Annotated in this window: 17 protein-coding genes; 2 read left to right on the forward strand and 15 right to left on the reverse strand. The window is 59.7% G+C overall.

Annotated elements, in window-relative coordinates:
• Positions 1 to 107: 107 nt before the first annotated feature.
• Positions 108 to 1,505 (reverse strand): NorM family multidrug efflux MATE transporter, encoded by a 1,398-nt coding sequence (locus AC1RP7_RS04465; RefSeq protein WP_493181412.1) that lies wholly within the window; start codon positions 1,503 to 1,505, stop codon positions 108 to 110.
• 158 nt (positions 1,506 to 1,663) lie between these two features.
• On the opposite strand from AC1RP7_RS04465, the gene AC1RP7_RS04470 reads away from it, so the two are divergent.
• Positions 1,664 to 2,584, forward strand: coding sequence for a LysR substrate-binding domain-containing protein (locus AC1RP7_RS04470; RefSeq protein ID WP_057712762.1), 921 nt, complete (start codon positions 1,664 to 1,666; stop codon positions 2,582 to 2,584).
• Between the two features lie 32 nt (positions 2,585 to 2,616).
• On the opposite strand, the gene AC1RP7_RS04475 is transcribed toward AC1RP7_RS04470, so the two are convergent.
• The 11 genes from AC1RP7_RS04475 to AC1RP7_RS04525 are packed head-to-tail and all read right to left on the reverse strand — an operon-like array spanning position 2,617 to position 19,078.
• Positions 2,617 to 4,080, reverse strand: coding sequence for a vWA domain-containing protein (locus AC1RP7_RS04475; protein ID WP_340312811.1), 1,464 nt, complete (start codon positions 4,078 to 4,080; stop codon positions 2,617 to 2,619).
• A gap of 56 nt (positions 4,081 to 4,136) precedes the next feature.
• Positions 4,137 to 4,643 (reverse strand): hypothetical protein, encoded by a 507-nt coding sequence (locus AC1RP7_RS04480; RefSeq protein WP_340312812.1) that lies wholly within the window; start codon positions 4,641 to 4,643, stop codon positions 4,137 to 4,139.
• Positions 4,644 to 4,647: 4 nt separating this feature from the next.
• Positions 4,648 to 5,385 carry an OmpA family protein gene (locus tag AC1RP7_RS04485; RefSeq protein ID WP_493181411.1) on the reverse strand — a complete coding sequence of 246 codons (738 nt, stop codon included), beginning with the start codon at positions 5,383 to 5,385 and terminating at the stop codon, positions 4,648 to 4,650.
• Between the two features lie 34 nt (positions 5,386 to 5,419).
• On the reverse strand, positions 5,420 to 6,964 hold the full coding sequence (locus AC1RP7_RS04490) for an SUMF1/EgtB/PvdO family nonheme iron enzyme (protein ID WP_493181410.1): 1,545 nt from the start codon (positions 6,962 to 6,964) through the stop codon (positions 5,420 to 5,422).
• Complete coding sequence (locus tag AC1RP7_RS04495) at positions 6,954 to 8,177, reverse strand: ABC transporter permease (RefSeq protein WP_090452132.1); 1,224 nt, start codon at positions 8,175 to 8,177, stop codon at positions 6,954 to 6,956. The genes AC1RP7_RS04490 and AC1RP7_RS04495 overlap by 11 nt, the downstream gene beginning before the upstream one ends.
• Complete coding sequence (locus AC1RP7_RS04500) at positions 8,161 to 8,862, reverse strand: ABC transporter ATP-binding protein (protein ID WP_090452130.1); 702 nt, start codon at positions 8,860 to 8,862, stop codon at positions 8,161 to 8,163. The genes AC1RP7_RS04495 and AC1RP7_RS04500 overlap by 17 nt, the downstream gene beginning before the upstream one ends.
• A 10-nt stretch (positions 8,863 to 8,872) precedes the next feature.
• Positions 8,873 to 10,852: a vWA domain-containing protein gene (locus tag AC1RP7_RS04505; protein WP_154909801.1), complete on the reverse strand. Its 1,980-nt coding sequence runs from the start codon at positions 10,850 to 10,852 to the stop codon at positions 8,873 to 8,875.
• Positions 10,853 to 10,863: 11 nt separating this feature from the next.
• Entirely contained in the window at positions 10,864 to 11,895 is a 1,032-nt protein-coding gene (locus tag AC1RP7_RS04510) for a hypothetical protein (RefSeq protein WP_057712769.1), read from the reverse strand.
• 3 nt (positions 11,896 to 11,898) lie between these two features.
• On the reverse strand, positions 11,899 to 14,610 hold the full coding sequence (locus AC1RP7_RS04515; RefSeq protein ID WP_492623950.1) for a putative virulence factor: 2,712 nt from the start codon (positions 14,608 to 14,610) through the stop codon (positions 11,899 to 11,901).
• A complete protein-coding gene (locus AC1RP7_RS04520) occupies positions 14,607 to 17,672 on the reverse strand; it encodes a virulence factor SrfB (RefSeq protein WP_493181409.1) in 3,066 nt (1,021 codons plus the stop codon). Before AC1RP7_RS04520 ends, AC1RP7_RS04515 begins: the two co-directional genes overlap by 4 nt.
• A 17-nt stretch (positions 17,673 to 17,689) precedes the next feature.
• A complete protein-coding gene (locus AC1RP7_RS04525; protein ID WP_493181408.1) occupies positions 17,690 to 19,078 on the reverse strand; it encodes an SrfA family protein in 1,389 nt (462 codons plus the stop codon).
• Between the two features lie 267 nt (positions 19,079 to 19,345).
• Between AC1RP7_RS04525 and AC1RP7_RS04530 the strand changes: the two genes are divergently transcribed.
• Positions 19,346 to 20,560: an aldose 1-epimerase family protein gene (locus tag AC1RP7_RS04530; protein WP_340312816.1), complete on the forward strand. Its 1,215-nt coding sequence runs from the start codon at positions 19,346 to 19,348 to the stop codon at positions 20,558 to 20,560.
• Between the two features lie 6 nt (positions 20,561 to 20,566).
• Here AC1RP7_RS04530 and AC1RP7_RS04535 read toward each other — a convergent pair whose 3' ends face one another.
• The 3 genes from AC1RP7_RS04535 to AC1RP7_RS04545 all read right to left on the reverse strand — a co-directional run bounded on the left by AC1RP7_RS04535 (position 20,567) and on the right by AC1RP7_RS04545 (position 23,632).
• Positions 20,567 to 22,060 carry a YifB family Mg chelatase-like AAA ATPase gene (locus AC1RP7_RS04535; protein WP_057712774.1) on the reverse strand — a complete coding sequence of 498 codons (1,494 nt, stop codon included), beginning with the start codon at positions 22,058 to 22,060 and terminating at the stop codon, positions 20,567 to 20,569.
• A gap of 222 nt (positions 22,061 to 22,282) precedes the next feature.
• Positions 22,283 to 23,083, reverse strand: coding sequence for a hypothetical protein (locus tag AC1RP7_RS04540; RefSeq protein ID WP_493181407.1), 801 nt, complete (start codon positions 23,081 to 23,083; stop codon positions 22,283 to 22,285).
• Positions 23,084 to 23,185: 102 nt separating this feature from the next.
• Positions 23,186 to 23,632 (reverse strand): hypothetical protein, encoded by a 447-nt coding sequence (locus AC1RP7_RS04545; RefSeq protein ID WP_079246695.1) that lies wholly within the window; start codon positions 23,630 to 23,632, stop codon positions 23,186 to 23,188.
• Between the last annotated feature and the right edge of the window lie 365 nt (positions 23,633 to 23,997).

Here is a 23,997-nt window from a genome sequence, read left to right on the forward strand (position 1 = left end):
CTGTAGGAGCGAGCTTGCTCGCGATAAACCTGAGAGCGCCGCGGGGCACCTGCCAACCAGCGTTATCGTTGACGACCATCGCGAGCAAGCTCGCTCCTACAGGGGGCTCAGTCAGGCTGAGCAACCTCGAAACGCTGCACTGACGTCGTGTCGCGCTTGATCATCCGCTTCATCTTCCACTCAAATCCCAGCGTCAGGCTCACCGCCGCACACGCCAGCCCCAGCGCCAGGCCCCACCAGACGCCCGTTGGCCCCCAGTCCAGGTGGAACGCCATCCACCACGCCGCCGGTGCGCCAATCAGCCAATAGCAACCCAGGCCGACCAGGAAAGTGGTCTTGGCATCCTTGAGTCCGCGGATGCAGCCCATGGCAATGGTTTGCGTGCCGTCGAACAATTCGAACCATGCCGCCACCGCCAACAGGCTCACGGCGAGGTTGATGACATCGCGAAACGCCGGGTCGCTGTGGTCGAGAAACAAACCGACCAACTGGTTTGGCAATAGCCAGAAGACCATGGCGAAACACAGCATCGCCGCTGCCCCGAAGGCAATGCCGACCCGCCCGGCCAGCCGCGCATCCAGCAATTGCCCGGCACCGTAGTGCTGGCCGATGCGCATGGTGATCGCATAAGAAATCCCCGCCGGGACCATGAACGCCACCGAAACGATTTGCAGGGCAATCTGATGAGCCCCCAGCTGCGTGCTGCCCATGGTGCCCATGCACAGCGCGGCGAAGGCAAACAGCCCGACTTCCACCGCGTAGGTGCCGCCAATCGGCAGGCCCAGACGCCACAGCTCCTTCAGGTACTGGCGGTTCAGCCGCGACAGGCCCTGGCGCAGCGGATAGGCCTCATAAGCCGGATGCCGGCGAATGTGCCACGCCAGCGCAAGTGCCATCAGGTTGGCGACAATCGCCGTGACCAGCCCGATGCCCGTCAGCCCCAGTTTCGGCAGGCCGAACATGCCGGTAATCAGCGCATAGTTGAGCAGGAAGTTGGCGACCGTACCGCCAACACTGATGACCATCACTGGCGTTGCACGGCCAATGGCGCTGGTGAACCCGCGCAGGGCCATGAAGCTCAGGTAGCCGGGCAGGGCGAACGGCAGGAAGATCAAAAACTGCCCGGCTGCGTTGACGTTGCTTTCAGTCTGGCCGAACAGCAGCAGCACCGGTTTGAGGTTCCACAACAGCAAACCGGCGACCAGCGCCATCAGCCACGCCAGCCACAACCCGGCCTGGGTCAGTCGAGTGGCCCCGACAATATCGCCGGCACCCTGACGGATCGCCACCAGGGTGCCGACCGCCGCAATCACGCCGATGCAGAAAATCGACACGAACGAATAGGTCGCCGCACCGAGCCCGCCACCGGCCAGGGCCTCGGGACTCAGGCGCGCCATCATCAGGGTGTCGGTGAGGACCATCAGCATGTGCGCCAACTGCGAGGCAATCAACGGCCCCGCCAGCCGCAGGATGGCCCAGAGTTCAGTACGTGCTGGATGCTGCATGGTCATCACGCTCGATTATCAAAGGGAACAGGAAAGCACCGATTCTCGGCGCTCTGCACGGTTTTCACAAAGGGATAAAAAGGATGGATGGCATGATTCAAACTCATGCTGGAGAGTTTCTGCTAGGGTAGGCGAACCCCGCAGTAGGAGCTTTCCCAATGTCCCGTCGTCTTCCTCCCTTGTATGCCCTGCGCGCATTCGAAGCGGCGGCGCGGCACAGTTCGTTTACCCGCGCGGCCGAAGAGCTGTCGATTACCCAAAGTGCGGTCAGCCGGCATATTCGTACGCTCGAAGAGCATTTTGCCTGCCGCTTGTTTCATCGCAGTGGCCGCAACCTGCAACTGACCGAGTCGGCCCGGTTGCTGTTGCCGGGCATTCGCGAAGGCTTCACCGCGCTTGAACGTGCCTGCAATACCTTGCGCGCCGAAGACGACATCCTGCGCATGAAAGCCCCGTCGACCCTGACCATGCGTTGGTTGCTGGCGCGCCTCAGCCGCTTCCGTCATCTGCAGCCGGGCAACGAAGTGCAATTGACCAGTGCGTGGATGGACGTCGATTCAGTGGATTTCAATGACGAACCGTTCGACTGCGCCGTCATCCTCAGCAATGGGCATTTTCCACCGGACTGGGAGGCGACTCTCCTGTTCCCCGAAGAGCTGATTCCGGTGGGCGCGCCGAATCTTCTGAAGGATCAACCATGGGACGTCGCGCGCCTGGCCAGTACCGAGCTGCTGCACCCGACACCGGACCGCCGTGACTGGCGCAACTGGCTGGAGCGCATGGGCCTGACCGATCAGGTCTCGCTCAAGGGCGGTCAGGTGTTCGACACGCTGGAACTGGGCATGATTGCAGCCGCCCGTGGCTACGGCGTGTCCATGGGCGATTTGCTGATGGTCGCGGAGGATGTCGCGCAGGGACGTCTGAGTTTGCCGTGGCCGACAGCCGTCGCCAGCGGTGAGAATTATTTCCTGGTCTGGCCAAAAACCCGCCCCGGAGGCGAGCGTTTGCGCCGCCTCAGCGATTTTCTTTTGGGTGAGGTTCGGGCCATGGAGTTACCGGCGGTCGAGCACTTGAGATGAATCATCGCGGGCAAGTCGGAACAGTCCTCAAGCTAATCGCACTTGGCATTGCTGGACACTTCCTTGCTCGCCTGTTTCAACAGGTTACCCAACTCAGCCGCATTGGTGCTGTTGTAAACCCGACCTCCGGTGTTTTCAGCGATACAGCGTGACGGGCCGCCAGCACCGATTTTCACCACGTTGACCCGCAGGCGCGGTTGTTCCCTGGCGATTCGACGGGATACCGCGCAAACGTCCTGCCCGCAACCGTCTTCACCGTCGACGAACATCACGATCACCGCATCGTTATTGCGCCCGTCGACGGTACTCGCCGCGTGGGCCAGGCTGTCGGCCAGCGGTGTGCCGTCGTCGGGAACCAGGCCTCGAATCCCGTTGATCAGCCGCGGGCGGTCGCCGAACTTGAACAAACCCTGGTCCGGTGTTCTTTCGCAGCCGGCGAAGGTGATCAGGCGTGTGTCGATCTTCGGGTCCAGCCCGTTGATCATGCCGGCCAGCGAGTCCTTGGCGACGTCCATGCGGCTGGGTTTGGCGGTAAGCCGCATGGTGCGGTTCGGGTCCAGGAGCTTGTTGATGTCAGGACCGAAGAACCAGTCCTCGTCGGATTTCACTGACTTGATGTTCAAATCCATCGAACCCGAGGTGTCGAGCACCACCACGAACTGCGGGACCTCTGACTTCGGCGCTGTTTTGCGGCATGCGAAGTTGTCCAGCGTCGGGGCGGGTGGCGGGGCAGCCACTACCGGTTTTGGTGGTGGAACCGGTTTGGGTGGCGGGGTCGGCTTGGGTTCCGGTGCCGGTGCCGGCTTTGGTGGCGGGACCGGCTTGGGTTCCGCTACCGGCTCTGGCGTGGGTTCTGGTGCCGGAACAGGTTTCGGTTCCGGTTCCACGACAGGCTCGGGGACAGGTTCAACCGGTTTCTCAACAGGCGTCACTACCGGTGCCACAGGCGCTACAGGCGGAACCACGACAACCGGCTCACGGTGCAGGAACCACCAGAGCCAGAGCGCCAGAAGCAGCAACAGCAGCGCGAGCAAGGCTGCCGCGATCCACCAGCCACGACGCGACGGCGGTAGGACGGGCACCACTGGCGGCACGATCGGTTTGGGCGGACGCTGGTTCCACCGCACCACCAAAGGCTCACCGTTGAGGCTGTAGAGTTTGTCCAGCTCAGGCGTACCGAGCAGGCTGCGCAGGTCATTCGCTTCCGTCGTTTGACCGCGTTTTTGCAGTTCATCCGCCAGCTGTCCGAGGGACGTCTGACGCACTTCATAGGTTTCCAGCAAACGTCGTTGCGCGTCCTCGTTGAGATCGGCATAAGGCGTGGGTTGGCCACCCAGTTCGGTCCACCATTCCAGCACGTCGCCGCTGCCCATCCGCGGGATAGCAAACAGACTGGCGACGGTCGGCGGAAAGTGTTTCTGGATGAGGGCGACTTTGGCTTGCAGCGCACTCATCCCCTCCGATGTGGCTTGCGCATCCCTGATGACCCGCTGCATGACGACGATTCCTGAAAAAGTGCAGGCATCCATCGGGACGCTTGCGGGGTGAAAAGTTACTCTTCGTAGCCGAGGCTGAATTGCAGCTGATTGACCTTCTTCTGCAACGTTTTCAGCTCTTGCTGCTTGGCCGCGAGTGTCGCGGGTGTTGATTTGGCCGTTGGCGCCGATTGCGAAGCCTTGAGCTGCTTCTCGAGGTCGGCAATCTGCTTCTGCACCTGGGCCTCATTGCCACGCCGAGCCTTGAGCGAGGTCAGCAGTTGCGCCAGCGACTGATTCAGCGCCGCCTGGGATTTCTGCTGGCTGGCCAGATCGGTCTTGGTGCTGAGCTGCTGGGCCTGAATGTTCTCGTACACCTGACGGAACATTGCGTTTTGCTGTCGGGACTCGCTCAGGGCCAGTTCCTTCTGCTTGACCTGATCGCTGTAACCACCGGAGTAGTCACAGTTCATCTTGGTTAGCAGGCTGCTGTCGCGATTGGTTGCATCGCATTCGCCGGGCTGGGTCGCGCAACCGCTCAGGGCCAGGACGGCAGTGATGACCATTAGTTGTCGTAGCGTCATGTGCTTAACCCAGGGTGATTGCGGAGCGTTGGCTGTACAGAGCGTCGACTTCCTTCTGCAGGCTGACGACTTTCTGGTTCATTCTCTGAATGTTCATGTCCACCTGTCGGATCTCGGCGCTGGTGCCTTGCGAACGCTCGGCGTCTGCCACTTTTCTGTACTCGGTGACCTTGGTACGCATGTTGGCAAGGTCTTTGCGCAGGCGTGCGATGTCCGAGTCGATCCCGGCGATTTGCGCCTGAGCCCTGCTCTTGTCGACTTTCTTGTTGGCGATGTCCTTTTTGATCTGGGCAATTTGCGCATTGTCATCATTGATCACTTGCTGAGCGGTCGCAGTCCGGGCGATCACGTTCTGCGTGTCTTGTTCGACGTCGCTGTTCATCTTCGCCAAGCGGGTGGTGGTGTCGGCGTATTGGGCGCGACGTTGATCCAGGTAATAGTTCGCGCCCATGGCCACGCCACACGCGGTAATACCGGCGGCGATGACGCACACGGTTTTGTTGCTGCTGTTGGACAGTGCGCAAGCGAGGATGCCGACACCGGCGCCGACGGCGCAGGCCTGGTAACCGGACTTGCTGAAGAACTCTGCGTCATTGCCCTGGGTCAGGCGCGGGTCGGCACCGTCGCCTTCGCCTTCGCCCAGCATGGAGCTGCCGGTGTTGGCGCAACCGCTCATTATCAGGCTGCCGGCGACTACGAAAGCGATCTGTAGCTTGAAGCGAGTCCAAAGGCTGCGCGACATGGTGAAACTCCTACGTAACGGTGTTGACGCGTTGTTATTGAGTGACGGTTTTGCAGCTGGTCAGCCAGGCTTCAGTGTCGATTTTCTGCTTTTGCAGGAACGCCTTCTGATTGGCCCAGTGGGTGCGCAAGTAAGGTTTGAGGTCTTGCAGCTGTTTGTTGCGGGTGATGATTTCTTCCATCACCGGGACTTGCGATTCAAGCAGTGGCTGGCCGTACAAGGTAGCCGATTCCACCAGGCTGCTGGCGTAGTAGCGGCTGAGTTTGTGCAGGCGATCCTTTTGCTCGTTGAGCTTGCCTTTACGCATGTCGCAACTGGCATCTTTGTCTGCGCTTTCGCAGTTGAGCTTGTAGTTCTTTTGCAGGAAGTCGACGTACTGGCCGTCGTCGAGCATCTTGGTGCACAGGAACGCACCCAGGTTGAGGCTGGCGCGGATCGCCTGATCGCGGGTTTCTTCCTGCTGCTGGTTGCTGGCGCGCAGCTGGTTCTCCAGGGCCTGGAGCTTTTCCTTGAGCGCTTTGTCTTCGACACCCGAGGCGAGGCTGTTCAGCGATTGTACGGTGCCTTTGTCGGCGGATTCGGTTTCCTTGCTGCCGGTGCCGAGTTTCTTCCAGCTGCTTTCGATGCTGGCGACCCGTTCGCGAGAGGTTAGGGTCGGGGAGACCAGCACCAGTCGCAGGCCGGTGGTCTTGTTTTTCACCTGGCCTTCGGCGTTGTAATACGGCTCTTCCTTACGCAATGCCGTACGCAGGTCGGCCTGGGCGGTCAGGTAGTTGCCGCCACGGACGACATAGCCGCCGGCCTGACCGTGCTGGCGGTCGAGTTTGTTCAGGCGAAACGGCTCGAACATCATTTCGTCGACGTTACCGAGCATGTCATGCAGGCCCAGCGGGTTGGGCTTTTGCAGACCGGTCAATTGCACTTTGCCGTTGGACGATTGCGCCCCGGCGAACCACTCGTAGGCGTTGATGCCTTCTGGCATCGGGTAGTGCGTGTCGCGGAATTCAGCGGCACCGACTTCCAGCCCGCCGCGCGCGGCGAACTCCCACTCGACCTCGGTCGGCAGGCGCAGGAAACCCTGGGCACCGTCTTCCTTGGGCAGCTTGCCGGCGGCGTTTTTGCGCAGCCACAGGTTGTACTTGTCGGCGGCGTCGATGGCTTGCACCCAGCTCACCGCCGTTTGCGGCAAGCGCATTTTGGTGGCAGCGGTGGGGCAGGTCGCTTCGGTCAGCGCGGCGTATTGCAACTGACTCATCTCGTACTTGGCCATCAGGTAGTAGCGGGACTTGTCGTTCCTGGCCCCGGTAAAACTGCCGGCGATAAAGGTCGGGCGGGTCTGCTCGACATAGCCGTATTCCGCGCCGTCCTGACCGATGTTGATCGGGTAGTCATCCAAGGGACCTGCGACCGGAATGAACACTTTGCGAAACACCATCGAACCTTCGCAGGGCATCGGCAGCACGACGTCGCCAGCCACGGGCATCGGGTTGTAATACTTCTCTTCCCAGCCCGCCGCCGAGGCGTCGAGCAAGTAGCCGAGACTCAGGGGTAACAGCAAGCCAAAACGTTTATAGCTCACGCAGACTCTCCGCAGGTTGGATGTTGATGGCTCTCAGCGCGCCGATCATGGCCACCAGGGCAGCGACCAGAAAGGTCAGGAGCAGGGCGGCAACGCCGTGCCAGACCGTGATGTGGCAAACGAAGGTACCGGTGGCCTGGCTGCTGCCGAGCAGGGAGTCGAACAAATGACTGCCCACGGTATAAAAGCCCAGCCCGCCCACGTAGCCGGCCAAACTCAGCACCAGCGCTTGCAGGACCACGAAACCGCCGACGGACCTGCGCTTGAAGCCCAGCAGACGCAGGACCGCCAGGCTTTTGCGTTTACGGTCTATGTTGGCCAGGAACGCGCCAACCATGGACGCCACGCAGCCGATCAGTGCCGCCATGGCGATCACACCGAAGATCAACCCCAGCACATGGTTGATGGCTTTGACGTTGTCGATGTCGGCCAGTCGGCTCGACGTTTCGATGTGTTGTTCGTTGAGCCAGTGTTCCAGCGGCGCGACCTGGTCGATGTCGCGCGCATACACGCGGGCGCGGGCATACAGCGGTTGTAGATTCCCCTGAGGCTTGCCGGTGGTAACGCCGAACTCACTGACCTGATAACCGTCGCGAAAGCGCTCCAGATCCAGTAACAGCGGCGGGGCGACGAACCCGGCCGCGCGACCGAAGCGGGCACCGTCGAGCACGGCCAGTACCGTCAGCGTCATCTCGCCGCGTTCATTGACACCTTCCAGGCGGCGCAAGGCCCGTAGCTGCACGCTGTCGCCGGCCTTGGCCTGCAAGCGTTGCGCTGCGCTGGCGCTGAGGATCACCTGATTGCCGACGGGGTTGAGGGACGCCAGATTCAGCTGTGGGTCGCCGGGCTCGGTGGCGATGATTTCCGCGCCTTCGACAAAGCGTTGCATGCCGATCAGCAGGTCCGCCTGGGTATTGAGCGAGCGGGTCTGGCCGAGGGCAAAGCCGGTCTCGGGGCGCAGGCGCAAACGCTCGATCCAGGCTGCGTCGTAGTTACCGTTGCTGAGCATCTTCACTTCAAGATTGCGCGGGTCGCGCAGCAGTTCGTCCTGCAGCTGGCTGACCACCCCGTGTTTGAGCCCGAACAGCAACAACAACGGCGCGATCACCGCCACCAGGGAAGCGGCGATACACAGCGAGACCTTGCGGTCGTGCCAGAGGTCTTGCAGTGCCAGTGAGCCCAGCAGGCGCAAGCGATCAGTCCATCGGTTCAAACAGAGTCTCTCCCAGATGGTTGATAGCACCGAGTCGCGGCAACCCGAAATCCTTCAGCAGGGCCCAGTCATGGGATACAACGAGCGCACTCAGGCCCATGCTCGACACCAGGCTCAGGAGTAACTCAAACAATCGCCGGGCACTGTGAGGGTCGAGCGCGGCGGTCGGCTCGTCGGCCAACAGCAGCAGCGGTTCATGGGCAATTGCCCGAACGCAGGCGACGCGCTGGCGCTCGCCAATCGACAAGGCCTGGGGTTGTTTGTCCAACAAGCCTTGCAGGCGCAATACGTCAACGGCGTGGTCGATGTGATCGCTCTTCGCCTGCATCCCGAGCAAACGGCGCGGCAGGCTGATGTTGTCTCTCACGCTCAGGAACGGCAGCAAGCCGCCGCTCTGCAAAATGAATCCCAAGTGCCGTGAACGCACCGCTGCAAGCGCAGGCTGATCGTCAGTGGCCAGCAGTTGGGCGATATCCTGAGCGTGCGTCGGGCCCAGCCGGAAGCGCTCGAGTTCTACCGGTGCGAGCAACAGACCGATGGCTTCGAGTAACGTGCTTTTGCCGCTGCCGCTCTCACCCGTGACGGCGAGGATTTCTCCGGCGCCGATCCGCAGGTGCGGCAGTCGCACGTGATGAGCCTGTGCGCCTTCTCCACGGCGCACCAGCATGTTCTTGATTTCGAGCATCGGCGTCTCGTCAGGGCATCATTTCCAGCGGGACGGGGTAGACGTTGTCCCGCGCATCGCTGTCTTTGGCTAAGGCTACCCAACGGTCGACATCGGCGTTGTAACGCTGGTAATGCCGCAGTTTGGTGTTCAGCGTGCGGATGAATTTTTCTTGTGCCAGACCATCCCAGCTCTTCCAGGTCTCTTCATCCAGGTTCAGCACTTCACTCTGATAAGGCAGGTCTTCAAGGTATTCACCGAGCACGCCCATGTCCGCCAGTTTGGCGTTGCTGTTCTGTTTGAGCTGATTGGGATCGGCGCCCATGGTCGCCGCCACCGAGCGCAGGCGATTGAACATGTCCGTTGGCGAAATCAGGCCCTCGTTGGCGGCATCGAGAATCTGCTTCATCACGTCGCTCAAGTCACTGAGCTGTGACTTGGTCAGCAGCACCCGCACGTCGGTGGTCGGAATGTTCTGCTTGATCAGGTCGCGGTCGGTGATCCATGCCTTGAACACTGGCGGGGCCTTGCTGTTGGTCCTCTCGCCGAGATAGGCGAGTTGCATGGCGTGGCCGATCAGCGCCGCGTCTTCGAGCATTTTTTTCTCGGCCGGGTCCTGCTTGGCGTTCGCCGCGCTGCCGATGGCGTCTTCGCCCATGTAGGCGGCTTTGACTTGTGTAGTGATCGCTGCGGCCAGTGTGTCGACCTTGCGCCCGAATTCTTGCACATCGCCTGCGTTTACCGGGTAGTACAGCGAAGTGTTGGTACCCGGGTAGGTCGACAGATTCCGGTATTGCGCCTCGGCCTTGGCATGGTCCTTGGCACCGGCCGGGGTTTTCAGGTGCAGCGTGTAAATCGCCACACCCGGGTTGGCGGCTTCGATACGCACCTGTGCAGCGCTCAAGCCGGTCTTCGACAGCTTGTCGTCGCCTTCGATGGCGCCCGCATCGGTGATCAGCACCACGTAGCGTGCGCCGAACTGGCTCCAGTCGACCTTGTCGATGCTCTCCATGACCCCGGCAAACGAGTCTTCATCGAAGCTGCTGCTCGACACGTTAGCCTGTTTGAGGTCTTTGATCCTGGCGAAAAAGTCGGCGCTGTCTTTCACCTTGGTAGGGTCGGCGTACATCTTGGTGGTGTATTCCAGCCCCGGTACTGCCTGGGTGTTGGAGCGGAAAGCCACCAGGCCGAACTTGACCTGCTTGCCGAGGTTCTGCGCTTCGATCTTCTGGTAAACCTTGCGGATCGCCTCGCGGGTGCGGTCGATATAGGGGTCCATCGAGATCGTCGAGTCGATGACAAATACCACGGCCGCGCTGAATTCCTTCAGCTGGTTGGCCTTTTTCTCTTCGGCTTCCTTGCTGCCGGCAGGGCTGTTTGCAGCCCCGCCCTTGGTGTTCTTGTCATCCGGCTTGCTGACGGAGGCCACATTGAGCAGGCGCGTGCGGAAACCGCTTTCGGTCATGACTTCTTCGCCACTGAGCACCGGCAGCAGGTAGAACTGCTTTTGCAGGTCGACGAAGTATTCAGGTTCTTCAGCCAGTACGCCCGGTGCTTGCAGGCCCTTTTTCAGCGTGGCCCGCAGCGGCGCGACTTTGCTGACCGGGTCCGGTGCATCGAGGATGCCTTCGACGGTGGCGCGGTCCTTGAAGAACAGCAGCCGGTCGCGGTTGGCCGGGTTAGTGAAGGCCAGCGTCAGCTGCATCTTCCAGTCGGTGGTGCAGCTGGCAGGCAGCCAGCCAATGGTTTTGCCATAACTGTCGGGACCGACTTTCAGCCATTCGGCATTGTTCGCTTGCGCACGTTCGTACACATAGAAGCGGCTGAAGACCGGTTGTGCTTCACCTTCGGCACCGCCCGCCGTCGAGCTGATTTTGCAGCCCGGTGTGGTCAGCACGCGTTGGAACAGGGTCTTTTTACCGGCCTGGATCAGCGGTTTGTCATCGGCCTGGGACAGCGGGCTGATGCACAGCGCGAGCAAGGCGGCACCGCTCAGCAGGAGTCGACTCATGGGTGAACGCATCACTTCTGCAACTCCTCGAAACGCTGCTTGGCTTCGGCATTGTTCGGGTCCTGGGTGAGGATGGTTTCATACCAGTAGGCGGCGGTGGCGTTGTCCGCAGCCGGGAAGCACTCGCTGGCCTTCAGGTATTTAGGGTCGTATTCACGGGCATAGGCGTTGGCGATCAGCACGTCACCAGCCTGGGCACGGTTGGCGTACAGGCGCTGGGCGACGCCGCAATGTTTACTGGCCTTGGCCTGGTCGATGATCTCCAACAACCTGGCACTGTCAGGTGCCGCCTTGATGCAGGTCTGGACGAAGGTCAACTCGGGCAGGCTGTTCATACTGTCGAGGGTGCAGGCTTGAGCATTGGCGCCGGCAGGTGCGCTGGCAGTGGCTGCAACCGCAGGCGCTGGGGTGCGTTTGTAGAACCAGAATCCGGCGCCCGCCGCCAGCAACAACACCACAATCAACAGGCCGATCAGACCTTTGTTGCTTTTCTTCACCGGTGCGGGAGGCGGCGTATAGGCGCGCTCGGTGAGTACCGATTCCAACTCCACTTCTGGCTCGGCGGTGGACAGGGTCAGTTCAGGCAAATCCGGGATCTCCGGGATCTCCGGGATCTCCGGTGCCGGTGCGCTCGGCGCCGTCAGTTCGGCACCGCCGTAAGTCGAGCGTGTCTGGCCGCCGGCCGTGGACGGCAGCAAGCCGACGCCTGGCCGAACCACGCCTTTGTCGGCGTGGCCTTGGCTCTGTTCACGCAGTTCGATCTGGAATTGCGAGTTGGCGCCGCCTTCCAGCAGTGGGTCAACCACGTCCGGTCCGACCTGGGTTTCCAAAGCTTCGCCGTTGGCCGCGAGGTTGAAACGCGAGACCTTGAACCAGAATGGATTGTTGCTCCAGGCCTTGTGGTCCTGAAGGTAAAAACCGTCCTGGTTACGCTGAATGGAAAACTCCAGCTGTTCCTCGTCACCCTGCCATTTCTTCACAGTGAGGCGAGCCTGGCCAGGCACATTGGGCTCTAACGCGAGCAGGTCGACACGAATTGGCATTGCTTATCTCGCTGCGAAGGCTGTGAGCACTTGGCCCAGCCGTTCGTTCTGTTCAGGGGTGATTTCACGTCCAGCACCATGGCCAGCATTGTCCTGCGTGATGTAGGCCAGGCCCGAAAGCCAGTCGCCTAGATACCGTTGCGCCTGATTCGCCGGTTGCGCCGGCAGTACAGGCACTTGTCCAGGGCCAATGTCGGTGTAGAACGAAAACAAGGGCTCCTTGGCACCGGCGCGGCTGTTCGGACGCTCGCTCACCGGTTTCTGGAGGTAGCCGAACCAGGACACGAAATCGCGCAGCACACGCTGTACTTCCAGCACCTGGCGCTCAACCAGTTGATCGCGCCGCGCGCCACTTTGTGCGCGCTTGAGGACGGCGCGGCTCAGTTGCCCCGGCAAATCCTGGCGATAGCCGGCGGTGATCAGTTCATCGACCACCGCTTCCAGCAAGGCCTTTTCCAGCCCCAGCAGGTTGAGCAGGCTTTGCCGGGTGGTCAGTTCACGCAAGTGCGCGATCCAGGCCTTGAACGCTGCTTTGGCGAAACGGTGCTCGTTGCTTTGCGGTTCGGGCGCCGGGGTGCCGGTTTTGCTGCTGACTGGCGCGTCGTGGCCCGGGTCGTCACTGAAATCGAAATTGAAACCGGTGTCATTGCCGTAGAGGCTCTGGCTCGGTGTCGGGGTGACCGGCTCGTCGTTCACGGCCGGCTCGTCATCGGTTTCGTACACGCCGCTGAGGTACAGGTCGCGCACCTCTTCGCTCGGTATGTCGAGTTGATCGATCAATTCGCCAAGTACCGCCGGGCGACGGCCCAAGCTCGTCAGAATCATTTGCGCTTTGGCTTTCTTGGCGGCTGCGGCGCCGTCGTCGTCAGCGTGGTACCAGGTGCTCAGACCGTGAGTGGTCAGGCCTTCGAGGCATTCGCTCAATTGCTCGCGGATACGCTGCAATTTAAATTCGATATTGGCCACGCCTTTGAAACTGCCGCTGAAGTGGCTGATGCCACCGTCATCGTTGCGCAGCATTTCTGTCCAGGCGTTGACCGGATTCTTGATGTGTTTGCACACCAGAGCGTTGCTGGCGAAGCTGGTGCCCAGCGCGCTGACACGTTCCTGATAAATGGCATTGAGGCCGGTTTCCGCACCGGTTGCGTCTTGCCCGATGAACGCCGCATCCATACGCGGCTTGCGCACCAGGTAGGTGTTCTGGAACGGTGTACCGGCCCAGTCGTTCATCCAGCTCAGGCTACCGAAACGCTCCAGCATGGTCAGCTTGACCATGCCGTTCCAGCTCTCGTCGTACTGATCGGGTGTCAGACTCAGGGAGTTGGTAATGCGCAGGTCGAGCATGGTCAGCGCCCAGATCAGGCCGGTATCGCGCTTGCTGCGAGCAGCCGAGTCGGCGCCCTGGGTTTTTTCGATCCAGCGGGTCAGCACCGGACCCACGTCGTTGACGTCGCTCTGCTTGGTCGAGCTGGTGCAGACCACCAGTGCGTTCATTTCCTGGTTGTCGGTGTAGCGTTCGAACAGGTAGGCGACCTTGCCGCGCAGGATCAGCTGGGAAACGGAGTTGTCCTTGGTACTGGATTGCGGGTCGTTGGAATCGGCGATCTCGTGCAGTTTCTGGCGCCCGCGATAACCGGGGAAATCCAGCAGGTCGACCTGATTGACGATGTCATCCACCGGCGCTTCGATCAGGCGGAAGGTCATTTCGGCGGTCAGTGCCGCCAGTTGCGCGACCGCAATCGCCTGACTGTTTTGCAGGCGATCGCCAACCAGCGGTCGAACCTCGATCGGTAAGTCCAGCGGGCTGCCGAAGCGTTCGAGGATGTCGACGTTCATGATGCTGTCGCGCTGGCTGTAGGTGTCGTTGTCGAAACTCACCAAGGCCTTCAACGGTGCGAACACGGTCTCGGGCAGCCCCAGCTTGTGCAGCGCGCCGGCCAGTTTCTGGTACACGCGTGTCAACTCGCTTTGTTCACCCCAGAGGATCGAAAACAGCTCGGCCCGTTCCTGGAAATTCAGGCGTGGCGCCAGCTGCAACGCTTTGGGCCAGAACAGGTGCTCAAGCTTCTTCACCGAGTTGCGAAAATTGTCGCGCAGGTAATCCCACAGCGACACTAGATCGTCGGCGTTGACGCCCGTTTGCAGCGGCCCGGTTTCGCGACCTTCGAACGGTTTGAGCACGCGCTGGATGCGCTCCTCGTCGATCTCGTAGGAAATCCGCTCAAGGTCGAAATCCTTGAACCAGGCGTTGGCGAGAATCTTCGCCAGCTCGATTTCCTTGAACAACGTAAGTTCTACCGGGAAGTCCTTGTCCTGACTTTCCGTCGCCCGACGGCTGAAGCGCGTTACCAGGCCGGTGGCTTCCTTGCCACCACCCACCGGGTTGATGTGCTTGATGAAGTCCAGGCGATGATCGCCGAACTCGGTTTCCAGCTTACCGTTCTGACCGGCGGCGAGGGCCGAAATCAGGTAGGACTTGCCGGCCTGGGACAAGCCGAAAAAGCCAATGGTCATCGGCGTGCAGGCCACGCGACCGAGGCTTTGAGCCAAGTTGCGGGCGCGGTGCAGGCGGATGTTCAGGTTGTCGGCTTCGCTGTCCAGGCGCGGCGCATTGCCGCGCGTCTGGTCAATCCAGTCCAGCGCCTGACCGGCGCCTTCATAAACAGCGGCCCAACTGGCAGAGAGCTGAGTTTGATCGGGGGTCAGGTCTTTCATTTGCGTTTCACACTTCCACTGTCGAGCCAGTACTTGGTCTCGCTCAGGCCGGCGTCGAGCATGGTGTTGAGTTCCAGCTCGAGGTCGCTGCGCGGGTTGAAGTTGACGTTGTTACTGTTGGATTCGATGTCGCGAACCGAGAGGCGGTCGCTGACCAGATCCTGCTTGCGCGTGTATTTGTCCGCCGGTTTGACCTCGAACCGCACCTTGAGCAGCGGGGCGCTGCCGTTTTCACCGGTTGCCCGGGAAAACTTCTCCCGACCCGCCTTGGTGAACCGCAAGGTATACAACGGCGAAGCAGCCCAGCGGTCAGCGGCCAACTGGCGGAAACCGAGGCGCAGGTCGCCGCGCATTTCCAGCTGCGGCGTGTCGGCGGCGTCGCCAACGCCAATTTCCGGTAGCTTGATTTTGTAGTCTTCGGACTGGATGTCGCGGTACAGCACGTCGGCATCCTTGATCACGTTGTTCAGATCGATGACGCCGATGTGCTTGACCGTTGAATACGGCTTGAGCGCCGATGCCCGGAAGTAGAAGTTCGGCACGCTGTGGTTGGCGCACAACAGGCAGAGCATGGCGCCGACCGAGGCGGTGCTTTTCGGGTCGTCGATCCGGCCGTTCTTGTGAAACGGATACCAGCCGCCGGTGCGGTAGTTTTGCAGCGCCAGAATACGCCCCGGTGGCAGCGGCAACAGCTTGCGAATGAACGCCTGGATGCCGGGCAGGCGCGAAGGGCGGCCGGTCAGCAGCAAGACATCACAGGGGTAATGCGCGACCACTTCACACAGCGCACCAAGGATCTTGGTGATGTTGATCTGGTCGTTGAGAAACGCGGCATGGAGCTTTTGCAGGTCGAAGCTGATCGGCGCGTCATACAGGTCGAAACCGCTCTGAGCGCCGACATCGCGACGCACGGCGACATTGACGTAGTCGAGCACGGTCTGGCTGATGGCATTGTCACCGAGCAATTGGCGGTAGCTTTGCGGGATGACTACTTGCGGGACCTGCGGATCGTAATGCTCATACGCCTTGAGCAGCGCCAGGCCCAGCGGGGCGAACACCTGGAGGTTCAATTGTTGACGCAAGATCATGTCCTGGGCGCTGACCGATTCATCGCCACACAGCCGTGACATCAGTGAGTTCGGGGCCTTTACGCCGGCGTTCTGCAAGGCTTTTTCGAAACTCGGCAGGATGAAGTCCTGGATCACGTCCAGCAGGATGTCGTCGCCGGCCACTTTGAAGCCATCGCGAAAACGCTGTTCCGGCACGATGTGCACGTTGCTGCCGCTGCCGGTATTGCCAGCACGGTCGAGGCGATAGTCGGTGATCACCAGGTCGGTGGTGCCACCGCCGATGTCGATGGTCGCGAGGGTGATGCGTTGGCGGTCGACCTTGTCCGGCCGGGCGATGGTGTCAAAAAACTCTTCCGGGTGACCGGCGAAGTTCTCGTTGACCTCAGTGTACAGGTACACCAACTGGCCGCAGGACGCTTCGTCCCATTCCACGCGGATACTCGGGATCGGCGTGCGCGGGCTGACGGCCTGATCCTGATGTGGATCTTCCTCGCCGGCATGCCAGCCGAGGCTTTTCCACACCAGGCCGATGGCTTGCAGCATGCGTTCGTTGAGGATGCTGCGCTCGGCCTGTGGCATGCCCGGTGGCACAGTCAGGGTAATGCTGTTGAGCTGGCGCGGCACGCGGGTGTGACCCTGGCGCGAACGCTGGGCCGGGCTGTTGATTTGCGACAGCGCCTGGGCCAGTACTTCGGCGAGCATGAAGGTCATTAGCGAGCTGCGTGAGTAACGCGGCATGAACACCGGCAGACGATCGTCTTCTTCGAGGCTGTAAAGCGCCTCGCCGGTTTCGTTGATCAGGTGCGAGAACGGCGCGGCGGTGGCGTACGGCTCATTGTCGGTCTTTATATACGAGCAGTTGAAACGCCAGCCGTGGCCATAGGCGTTTTCGTCCCACAGATAGCGTTTCGGGCTGGACAGGCCAGTGGAGCCTTCGGTGCCGCGACGACGACTGGCCAGACGACTGGCCTCATTGCCGACACGGGCAATCGTCGCCCATTGGAACGCGTCGTGGCGACCGCTCTTGACCGAGCAGTGGTCCTTGCCGAAGTACGCCTGGGAGAACTCCACGCGGCTTTCAAACGGCAGGTTATAGGTGTGTTCCGGGGTGATCAGGTCACGCAGTTCCAGCACATAATTCTGCTTCAGGCCGGAGCCGGCCTGACCGTGGTTTTCGATCAGGATGCCGCAGGTGCGCGAGTTGCCGACGTCCAGCACCAGGTCCACCGGTATGGGTTTGACCAGGCCATTGCTGTCGTTGGCGACCACTTTCAGCTCGGGGATTTCAACTTTCGCCCGGGCCTTCGACTCCTGGGCGGCTGACGGTTTGCTCAACAGGCTGAGCAAGTTGAGGTAGTGCGCCAGGTGATGGTTAGCGCGAATATCGATGTCCAGCTCTGCGCGCGAACGGTGGGCATTGCCCTCATTGAACACTTCCAGCAACCACTCGTTGACCCACGGCTGCGCCAGGAACCAGCGGGTTTCGCTAGCCTTGGTCGCCAGTTTGAAAGACACGCCGGAGCTGATGTCTTCATCGTTCGGCGCCAGATAGGCAGTGCCGTCACGTTTGGGCATCACACGGCTGTCGAACGCCATCGTCAGGCGGTGGGTATTACCGTCGATGTCAGGAGTTGCCAATTTCACCAAACGCATGCGCGACCAGTTGGTCGGACCTTCGTCGAAGCGATGCGGCGGCATGAAGCGGAAAAACGGGATCGGCAGCCAGATACCGTCGAGCAAATCGAGGCTGCTTTTCATGTCGACGCTGAACGCAGGTTTGGCTTTTTCGACCTTTTCCGGTTCGGGTTCGTAGAAAAAGAAGTCTTTCTCTTCGTTGTACGCCAGGCGGCAGATCAGCCCGCTGATCATCGGTGCGAACTCGCCCGCCGGTTCCTTGCGGGGATCCAGGCGCAGGGCGAAATCCATGAACTGGATGCCGGTGTCGCTGACCAGTGTGACGGTGTCTTCGAATTGAGTGACTTCAGGCAACATGTCGGGTTATTCCGTTTTTATTCGGCCACTTGCCGCATGGACATGGGGAATTGTTCTTTTCCGTAACCACCGGTGCAGTCTGCGATCGTGGTCGCCCCTGGGCGGCAGCTGACCTTGGGCATGTCGTAAGTGCTGCCATCGCCGCAAACGGCCTGGCCCTGGCTGTCGATGGCCAGGCTGCCACCCTTCATAGTAGCGCTCACCGGCCCGCTGCATTTCGAGCCGTCGGCCTGATGTACGGTGACTTGGCCCTTACCGTCCTTGAGTTGGTACTCCAGACGCAGCGGTTTGCCGGTTCGGCGATCCTGAATCCCGGCGCCTGCGCTGTACTGTCCATCGAGAAACTTGGCGGCACCGTCGGCGGCGTCTGGCGGGATGCTCAGGGGCGGGCCGGGTTTGGCAGCGGCGGGTTTTTCTGCCTCGGGCGATGTGACATCCGGCGGCGCGGTTTTGTTTTCTGGTGGCTCAGTTTTGTTTTCGGGTGGCGCAGTTTTGTTTTCAGCTGCCGGGTCTATGGCCGGGTCTTTGGTCAAGTCGGCGGGTGCCATGTCAGCCTCGTTACCCTCGACGGCCGGCGTTTCCACACCATGCGTTCCAGTCACGGCGGTGCCGGTTCCAGTGGTCGAGCCTATAACGGTGCCTGTCACCGGAACGTTGTTGAGTGTCGTGACATTTCCGGTCAGTGGCGGCTCTTCCAGTTGTTTTTCTACTGGCACAACGCCGTCAGGCAGCAAATCTACCGCCACCAACGGAATCGGTACGCACCCTCGCAGGCCGAGCAACAGCCACAAAAGCAGCAGCAGGAGCGGCAGCAGCAACAGCCACCACCAACGACGCCACCACGGACGAGCAACCACCGGCACAACGGGCGGAACAACAGGCGCTTCGACCTCGGGTGGCAGCGTGAACGCGGGTGGTACCTGATAGAGGCAGTGCAGGGGATCGCCATTGCCGGTGCCGGCATGCTCGAAACCCCAGAAAGTCAGCACCGGTTTGCCTTGCACCAGGTAGACGAAGTTTTCGTCCGGGAAATGAATCACGCGCTTGAGCAGCTTACCGAACACGGCTTTGTCGCCTTGCGGCTGTTCGGCGGAGTCCGTACTCAGGAAACGCTGGCTCAATTCTTCGAGCGCGGTCTTCAGCGCTTCAAGCTGGCGGCGGGCAGGGGCACGTTCTTCTTCGGTCGCGCTGCTCCACGGAATCACATCGCCGTCGAGAGCGCTGTACCAATCGATCTGGTTCCCGAGTTCATCGCTTTGAGGGATGGCCAGATGATCGACCAACTCGGGGTTCTTGCGGCGAATGGCTTCGCGCAATTGCAGGGCTGCTCGGTAGACCGGTTGACCTGTTTCGCCGAGGGCAGTGAATGACCCGCTCTTACCGCTGCGTAATAGTGCCCCGCGCATTCAAACTCCATACGATCCGTTGCGCAAAAATGACAGACAAATGTGTCTGTACTTGCTCCTGCATTTAGCGGGCGACATTAGTGTCATAATGATATCGCCGTCAATCTGCCGGAGGTTCAAACCTTATGAGACTAACGTAAGCGTGCGGAGGTTGCATAAGGTCAAATTTAATTAGCTTGGGAAGGCTCGGGCGTAAGCTTTTTTATGCTTGCTGAATCGTTTCATCAGCGCTATAAAAAATGCACAACTCCAAGAAAGGCTTTCCCCATGTCCCCGCTCAAACTCTTCGTTGCCCTCAGCGCGCTGTCCGCTGCCTCCCACGCCATGGCCTGGGATTACGTCCTGCTCGACACCGACAAAGCCGCCCAGAGCTGGCAGATCACCAGCCAGCAACTCGGGGTGAAAACCGACAAACCCTTCTCCGTGACCCTGCGCACCTTGCACGGCGGTCGGCAGGAGGGCGTCAGCATCGTCGACATCGATAACGGCACGATGAAACTCTCGGTGGTGCCGACTCGCGGCATGAACGTCTTGCAGGCCTCGGTCGGCAATGTGCGCATGGGCTGGGATTCGCCGGTCAAGGAAGTGGTCAACCCGTCCTTCATCGAACTCAATGGTCGCGGTGGCTTGGGCTGGCTGGAAGGTTTCAATGAGCTGGTCACCCGCTGCGGCTACGAATGGGTCGGCCATCCCGGCATGGACAACGGTGAACTGCTGACCCTGCACGGCCGCGCCGCCAACATTCCGGCCAACAAAGTCACCCTGCACATCGATGAAAAACCGCCATACGCCATCAGCCTGCGTGGCGAGCTGAAAGAGCAGGCGTTCAAGAAAGTCGACTTCTCCGTGGCGACCGAATTGGTCACCGAACCCGGCAGCGTAACGTTCGCCCTCAACGACACCCTGACCAACAACGGTGACTATCCGAAGGAATACCAGGCGCTGTATCACAGCAACTTCAGCACGCCGTTCCTGGAACAGGGCGCCCGCTTCGCCGCGCCGGTGAAACAGGTCTCACCGTTCAACGACAAAGCCAAAGGCGATCTGCCCGACTGGCAAACCTACCGCGCACCGACCAAGGACTACGACGAGACGGTTTATAACGTGGTGCCGTATGCCGATGCCAAGGGCGATACGTTGACCGTGTTACATAACAAGGCCGGCAGCCTGGGGGTTTCGGTCGGCTTCAATACTCAAACACTGCCCGTGTTCTCCCTGTGGAAAAACACCGATACCCAGGGGCAGGGCTATGTCACGGGGCTGGAACCGGGGACGAGTTTTTCCTACAACCGCCGGTATCAGCGCCCATTGAACCTGGTGCCGACGATTGGGCCGAAGGAACACAAGCAGTTCCGCATCAGCTACAGCTTGTTGGCGGATAAGGCAGCTGTGGATAAGGCCTTGAAGCAGGTGAGCGAGATTCAGGGTGGGCGGGAGACTGAGGTGCGGCAGACGCCGTTGGTTGACCTCAACAAGGGGTGATGCTGACTAGAGTGTTGTCGGCCGATATTGCAGCGCCTCGGCCAAATGTTCACGGGTGATGCCATCGACTTGCTCAAGGTCCGCCAAGGTGCGAGCAACCTTGAGCAGTCGATGGGCCGCTCGCAGCGACAAGGTTAGCCTTTCACACGCCGTTTCCAGCCAGGTTTCGTCAACTGTGGATAACTTGCAGTGTCTGCGCAGGCCCGGCAAATCGAGGAATGCATTGGCGCAGCCTTGGCGCTTTTGTTGCCGTTCTCGTGCATCGGCAACCAACTCGGCGGCGGTGGCAGTATCGTCGCCGGGTTTCAACGCAGGATTCAGCGCCGTGGCTTCGCGAGCAACCGTAAGGTGCAGATCGATACGATCCAGCAGCGGCCCCGACAATTTGTTGCGATAGCGCTGAACCATGTCCGGCGTACAGGAGCAACGGCCGCTCGGTTCGCCAAGATATCCACAGGGGCAGGGATTCATCGCTGCGACCAGTTGAAAGCGCGCCGGGAAGCGTACGCGGTCCTTGGCACGGGAGATCACGATGTGGCCGGATTCCAGTGGCTCCCGGAGCACCTCCAAAACCTTGCGATCAAACTCCGGTAGTTCGTCCAGAAACAGGACGCCGTGGTGGGCGAGGGTGATTTCACCGGGCTGCGGTTTCGAGCCGCCCCCCACCAGCGCGGGGCCGGACGCCGAGTGATGCGGTTGGCGAAACGGCCGCTGCGGCCAATGGCTCAACGGCGAGCAACTGACGACCGACTGAATCGCCGCCACTTCCAGCGCTTCATTTTCGGCCAGCGGCGGCAGCAATCCCGGCAAGCGGCTCGCCAACAGGGTTTTCCCCGTTCCCGGCGGCCCGCTGAACAACAGGTTGTGAGCACCAGCGGCAGCGATCAGTAGCGCACGCTTGGCCGCGAGTTGCCCCTGCACTTCATTCAAGTCGGGGTAGGGTTTGCTGGCGTAGAGCAGGCCATTGGAGACATAAGGCTCAATCGGTGTATGCCCATTGAAATGCGCAACGGCCTCAAGCAGATGATCCACCGCAATTACTTTCAGTCCCGAGGCCAGGCACGCCTCTTCAGCGTTAGCTCGCGGCACCATCAACCAGCGCCCGGCCTTGCGCGCTGCCAGCGCCGCTGGCAAAACCCCACGAACCGCCCGCACGGCACCTGATAACGCCAACTCCCCAAGGCATTCCGCATCATCGAGCGTCAACGTAGGCACCTGCACACTGGCCGAGAGAATCCCCAGGGCAATCGCCAGATCGAACCGCCCTCCATCCTTGGGTAAATCCGCCGGCGCCAGATTCAACGTGATCCGCCGCGCCGGAAATTGCAGCCCCGAATTGATGATCGCGCTGCGCACCCGGTCCTTGCTTTCCTTTACCGCCGCCTCGGGCAGGCCGACCATCGTCAGCGACGGCAAACCATTGGCCAGGTGGACTTCAACGGTGACAGCGGGCGCATCCACGCCAATCTGGGCGCGGCTGTGGACGATGGAGAGGGACATGGTCGTTCCTTGAGATGACGGGAGCCGCTTCCTGCGGGTTTTTGAAGGGTAGTCGTGGAGTCCGGTCGGAGAGGAGGGAAACTTTCGCAGAATGTTGCTGAAAGCCACGCTATGTAACAGCAGCCAAACGCTGGGTTCGACTGCGCAGCTGTCGTAAAACCTACTGACAAAGCCAGCCTGACACACCCCCTGCGCATTTATTTCGCGTGTAAATCAAGCAACTTATGTTGAGGTGGCTTGTTTTGAAGAAGTTGTGTCGTCAAACAAACTATTATCGCCATCCAGGATTTTGCCGGCGAAGCTCTCGGCATCCATCTTCTTTTTACCTTCTGCGACATTCGTAAAATAGTTGAAGTCTAAATCTATCCAGTGCTTAAGTTTGGCTTCGTAGTTGTTTGGATACTGTGCTTGCTGAACTGGGGGCAAGCCCTTGTAATGGTCAAGGACACTTTTGGAGAAGTTTGTGAGTTTTCCAGTGTTGTTGTATTCAAACTCTGCTTCGGCCACCACTTTCTGTCGCCATGCAAATTCTTGTTTGGCTGACTCTTTCAGTGCTGCCCGTCTTTCATTGATGGTAAAGGTGCCGCTGTCATCGTAAGTAATTAAGGCAAGCTGATCCATGGGCATCCCCGAAAACGGATTTTTGCCGAGTCCGTTTGTATACTGTGTCGCACTTTTGGCGCGCGCTAGTAATGTGGCATTATCTGTGTCAGGAACTTCAGAGTCGTATGTTGATTTATTGGCAGTATAATTAGCACTCACTAACTCGTTGAATGTGTTATTAGCCATCGAGCTCAGTTCCGTTCTAGTTAGGCGTGCATCCCGGGCCTGTGCGCGTACTGAGGCTTCGCTCAATTGGCTCGCTAGGGTGGAAACGGTACTACTATCTCGTGCGTTGCCAAGTGGGCCTTGGGGTGTGCTTTGGTTGACGCCTGGGTTTTTGCCGGGAGTCGCTGTCAATTTTTTTGTTCCAGCGAGCGCTTGGCCGCTGTTAGCTGCAAAATTGTTTAGTGAATTAACCATTCTTTTCTGCTCCCTGTTCGATGACTAAAATATGATGCATCGCCTAATAAATGTTGATGCTTTATCAAGATCTTACAAGCCCATTAAATATCGCTACATGCTTTATTTCATGGTGAGTACTACTGACCATGCATAGGTGGACGGATTTGTATTAGTTACTTTGATGGTGCAGGTGGCCCCACCACTAGGCGTGGCCGTATTATTCCACTTTGGAATTTTACTCGCGCCAAAGCCAGGAGTAGTCACAAATGTAGCTAAATAAATACATTTCTTGTTACCAATTTGATATCGCAAATTAGCATGATTGTAATCAGGTGATATCTGGCTTTGTATGACGTACGTATCTGAGTCATTTGCAATCACGGACGCTTGTGGAGTAGGTGATGCGTTTGCTTTCGTTATAGCTTCGTTGTTTGTTATGGGGGTATACGTAGCAGTCTGTGTTCCAAGGTTCTTGAATGTGACTGTAACGGACGGCCCAGCGGCCGCTGAACTTATGTGGAATGCAGTCAATGCGAAAACGGCAATTAAAGACTTGGATATTTTCATGGGTGTTGCTCCTTGTGGTGTTGGTAACAGTATTCCATTTAAAAAGTTGTGCTCATCACAAACTATTATCTAAGCCATGTAATATGGGCTTAAACTTTTTCGAGCGGATTTGCGAACCGGAGCCTGCGGAAATACCGGCAGGCCCGAAGGTCTCCCATGCACGGCCATAATTCGAGAAAGGAATAAATCTCTGGTTCGAACGTCGTCACGGTGCGTCGGGTGCTGTTCGAGTCGTCAAACCCATTGCTGGCTAATCAGTTGGGAGTGAGCTTAGGAACCGGAGCTTTGCGGCGCAATCGGAAGGGGAGTGAGATCTTCGTAGGAAGTTGCCGGGATTCTTGCGGGCTTGAAGAGCGCAGGTTGCG

The sequence above is a fragment of the Pseudomonas sp. GW822-FHT01E03 genome, from assembly GCF_058802985.1.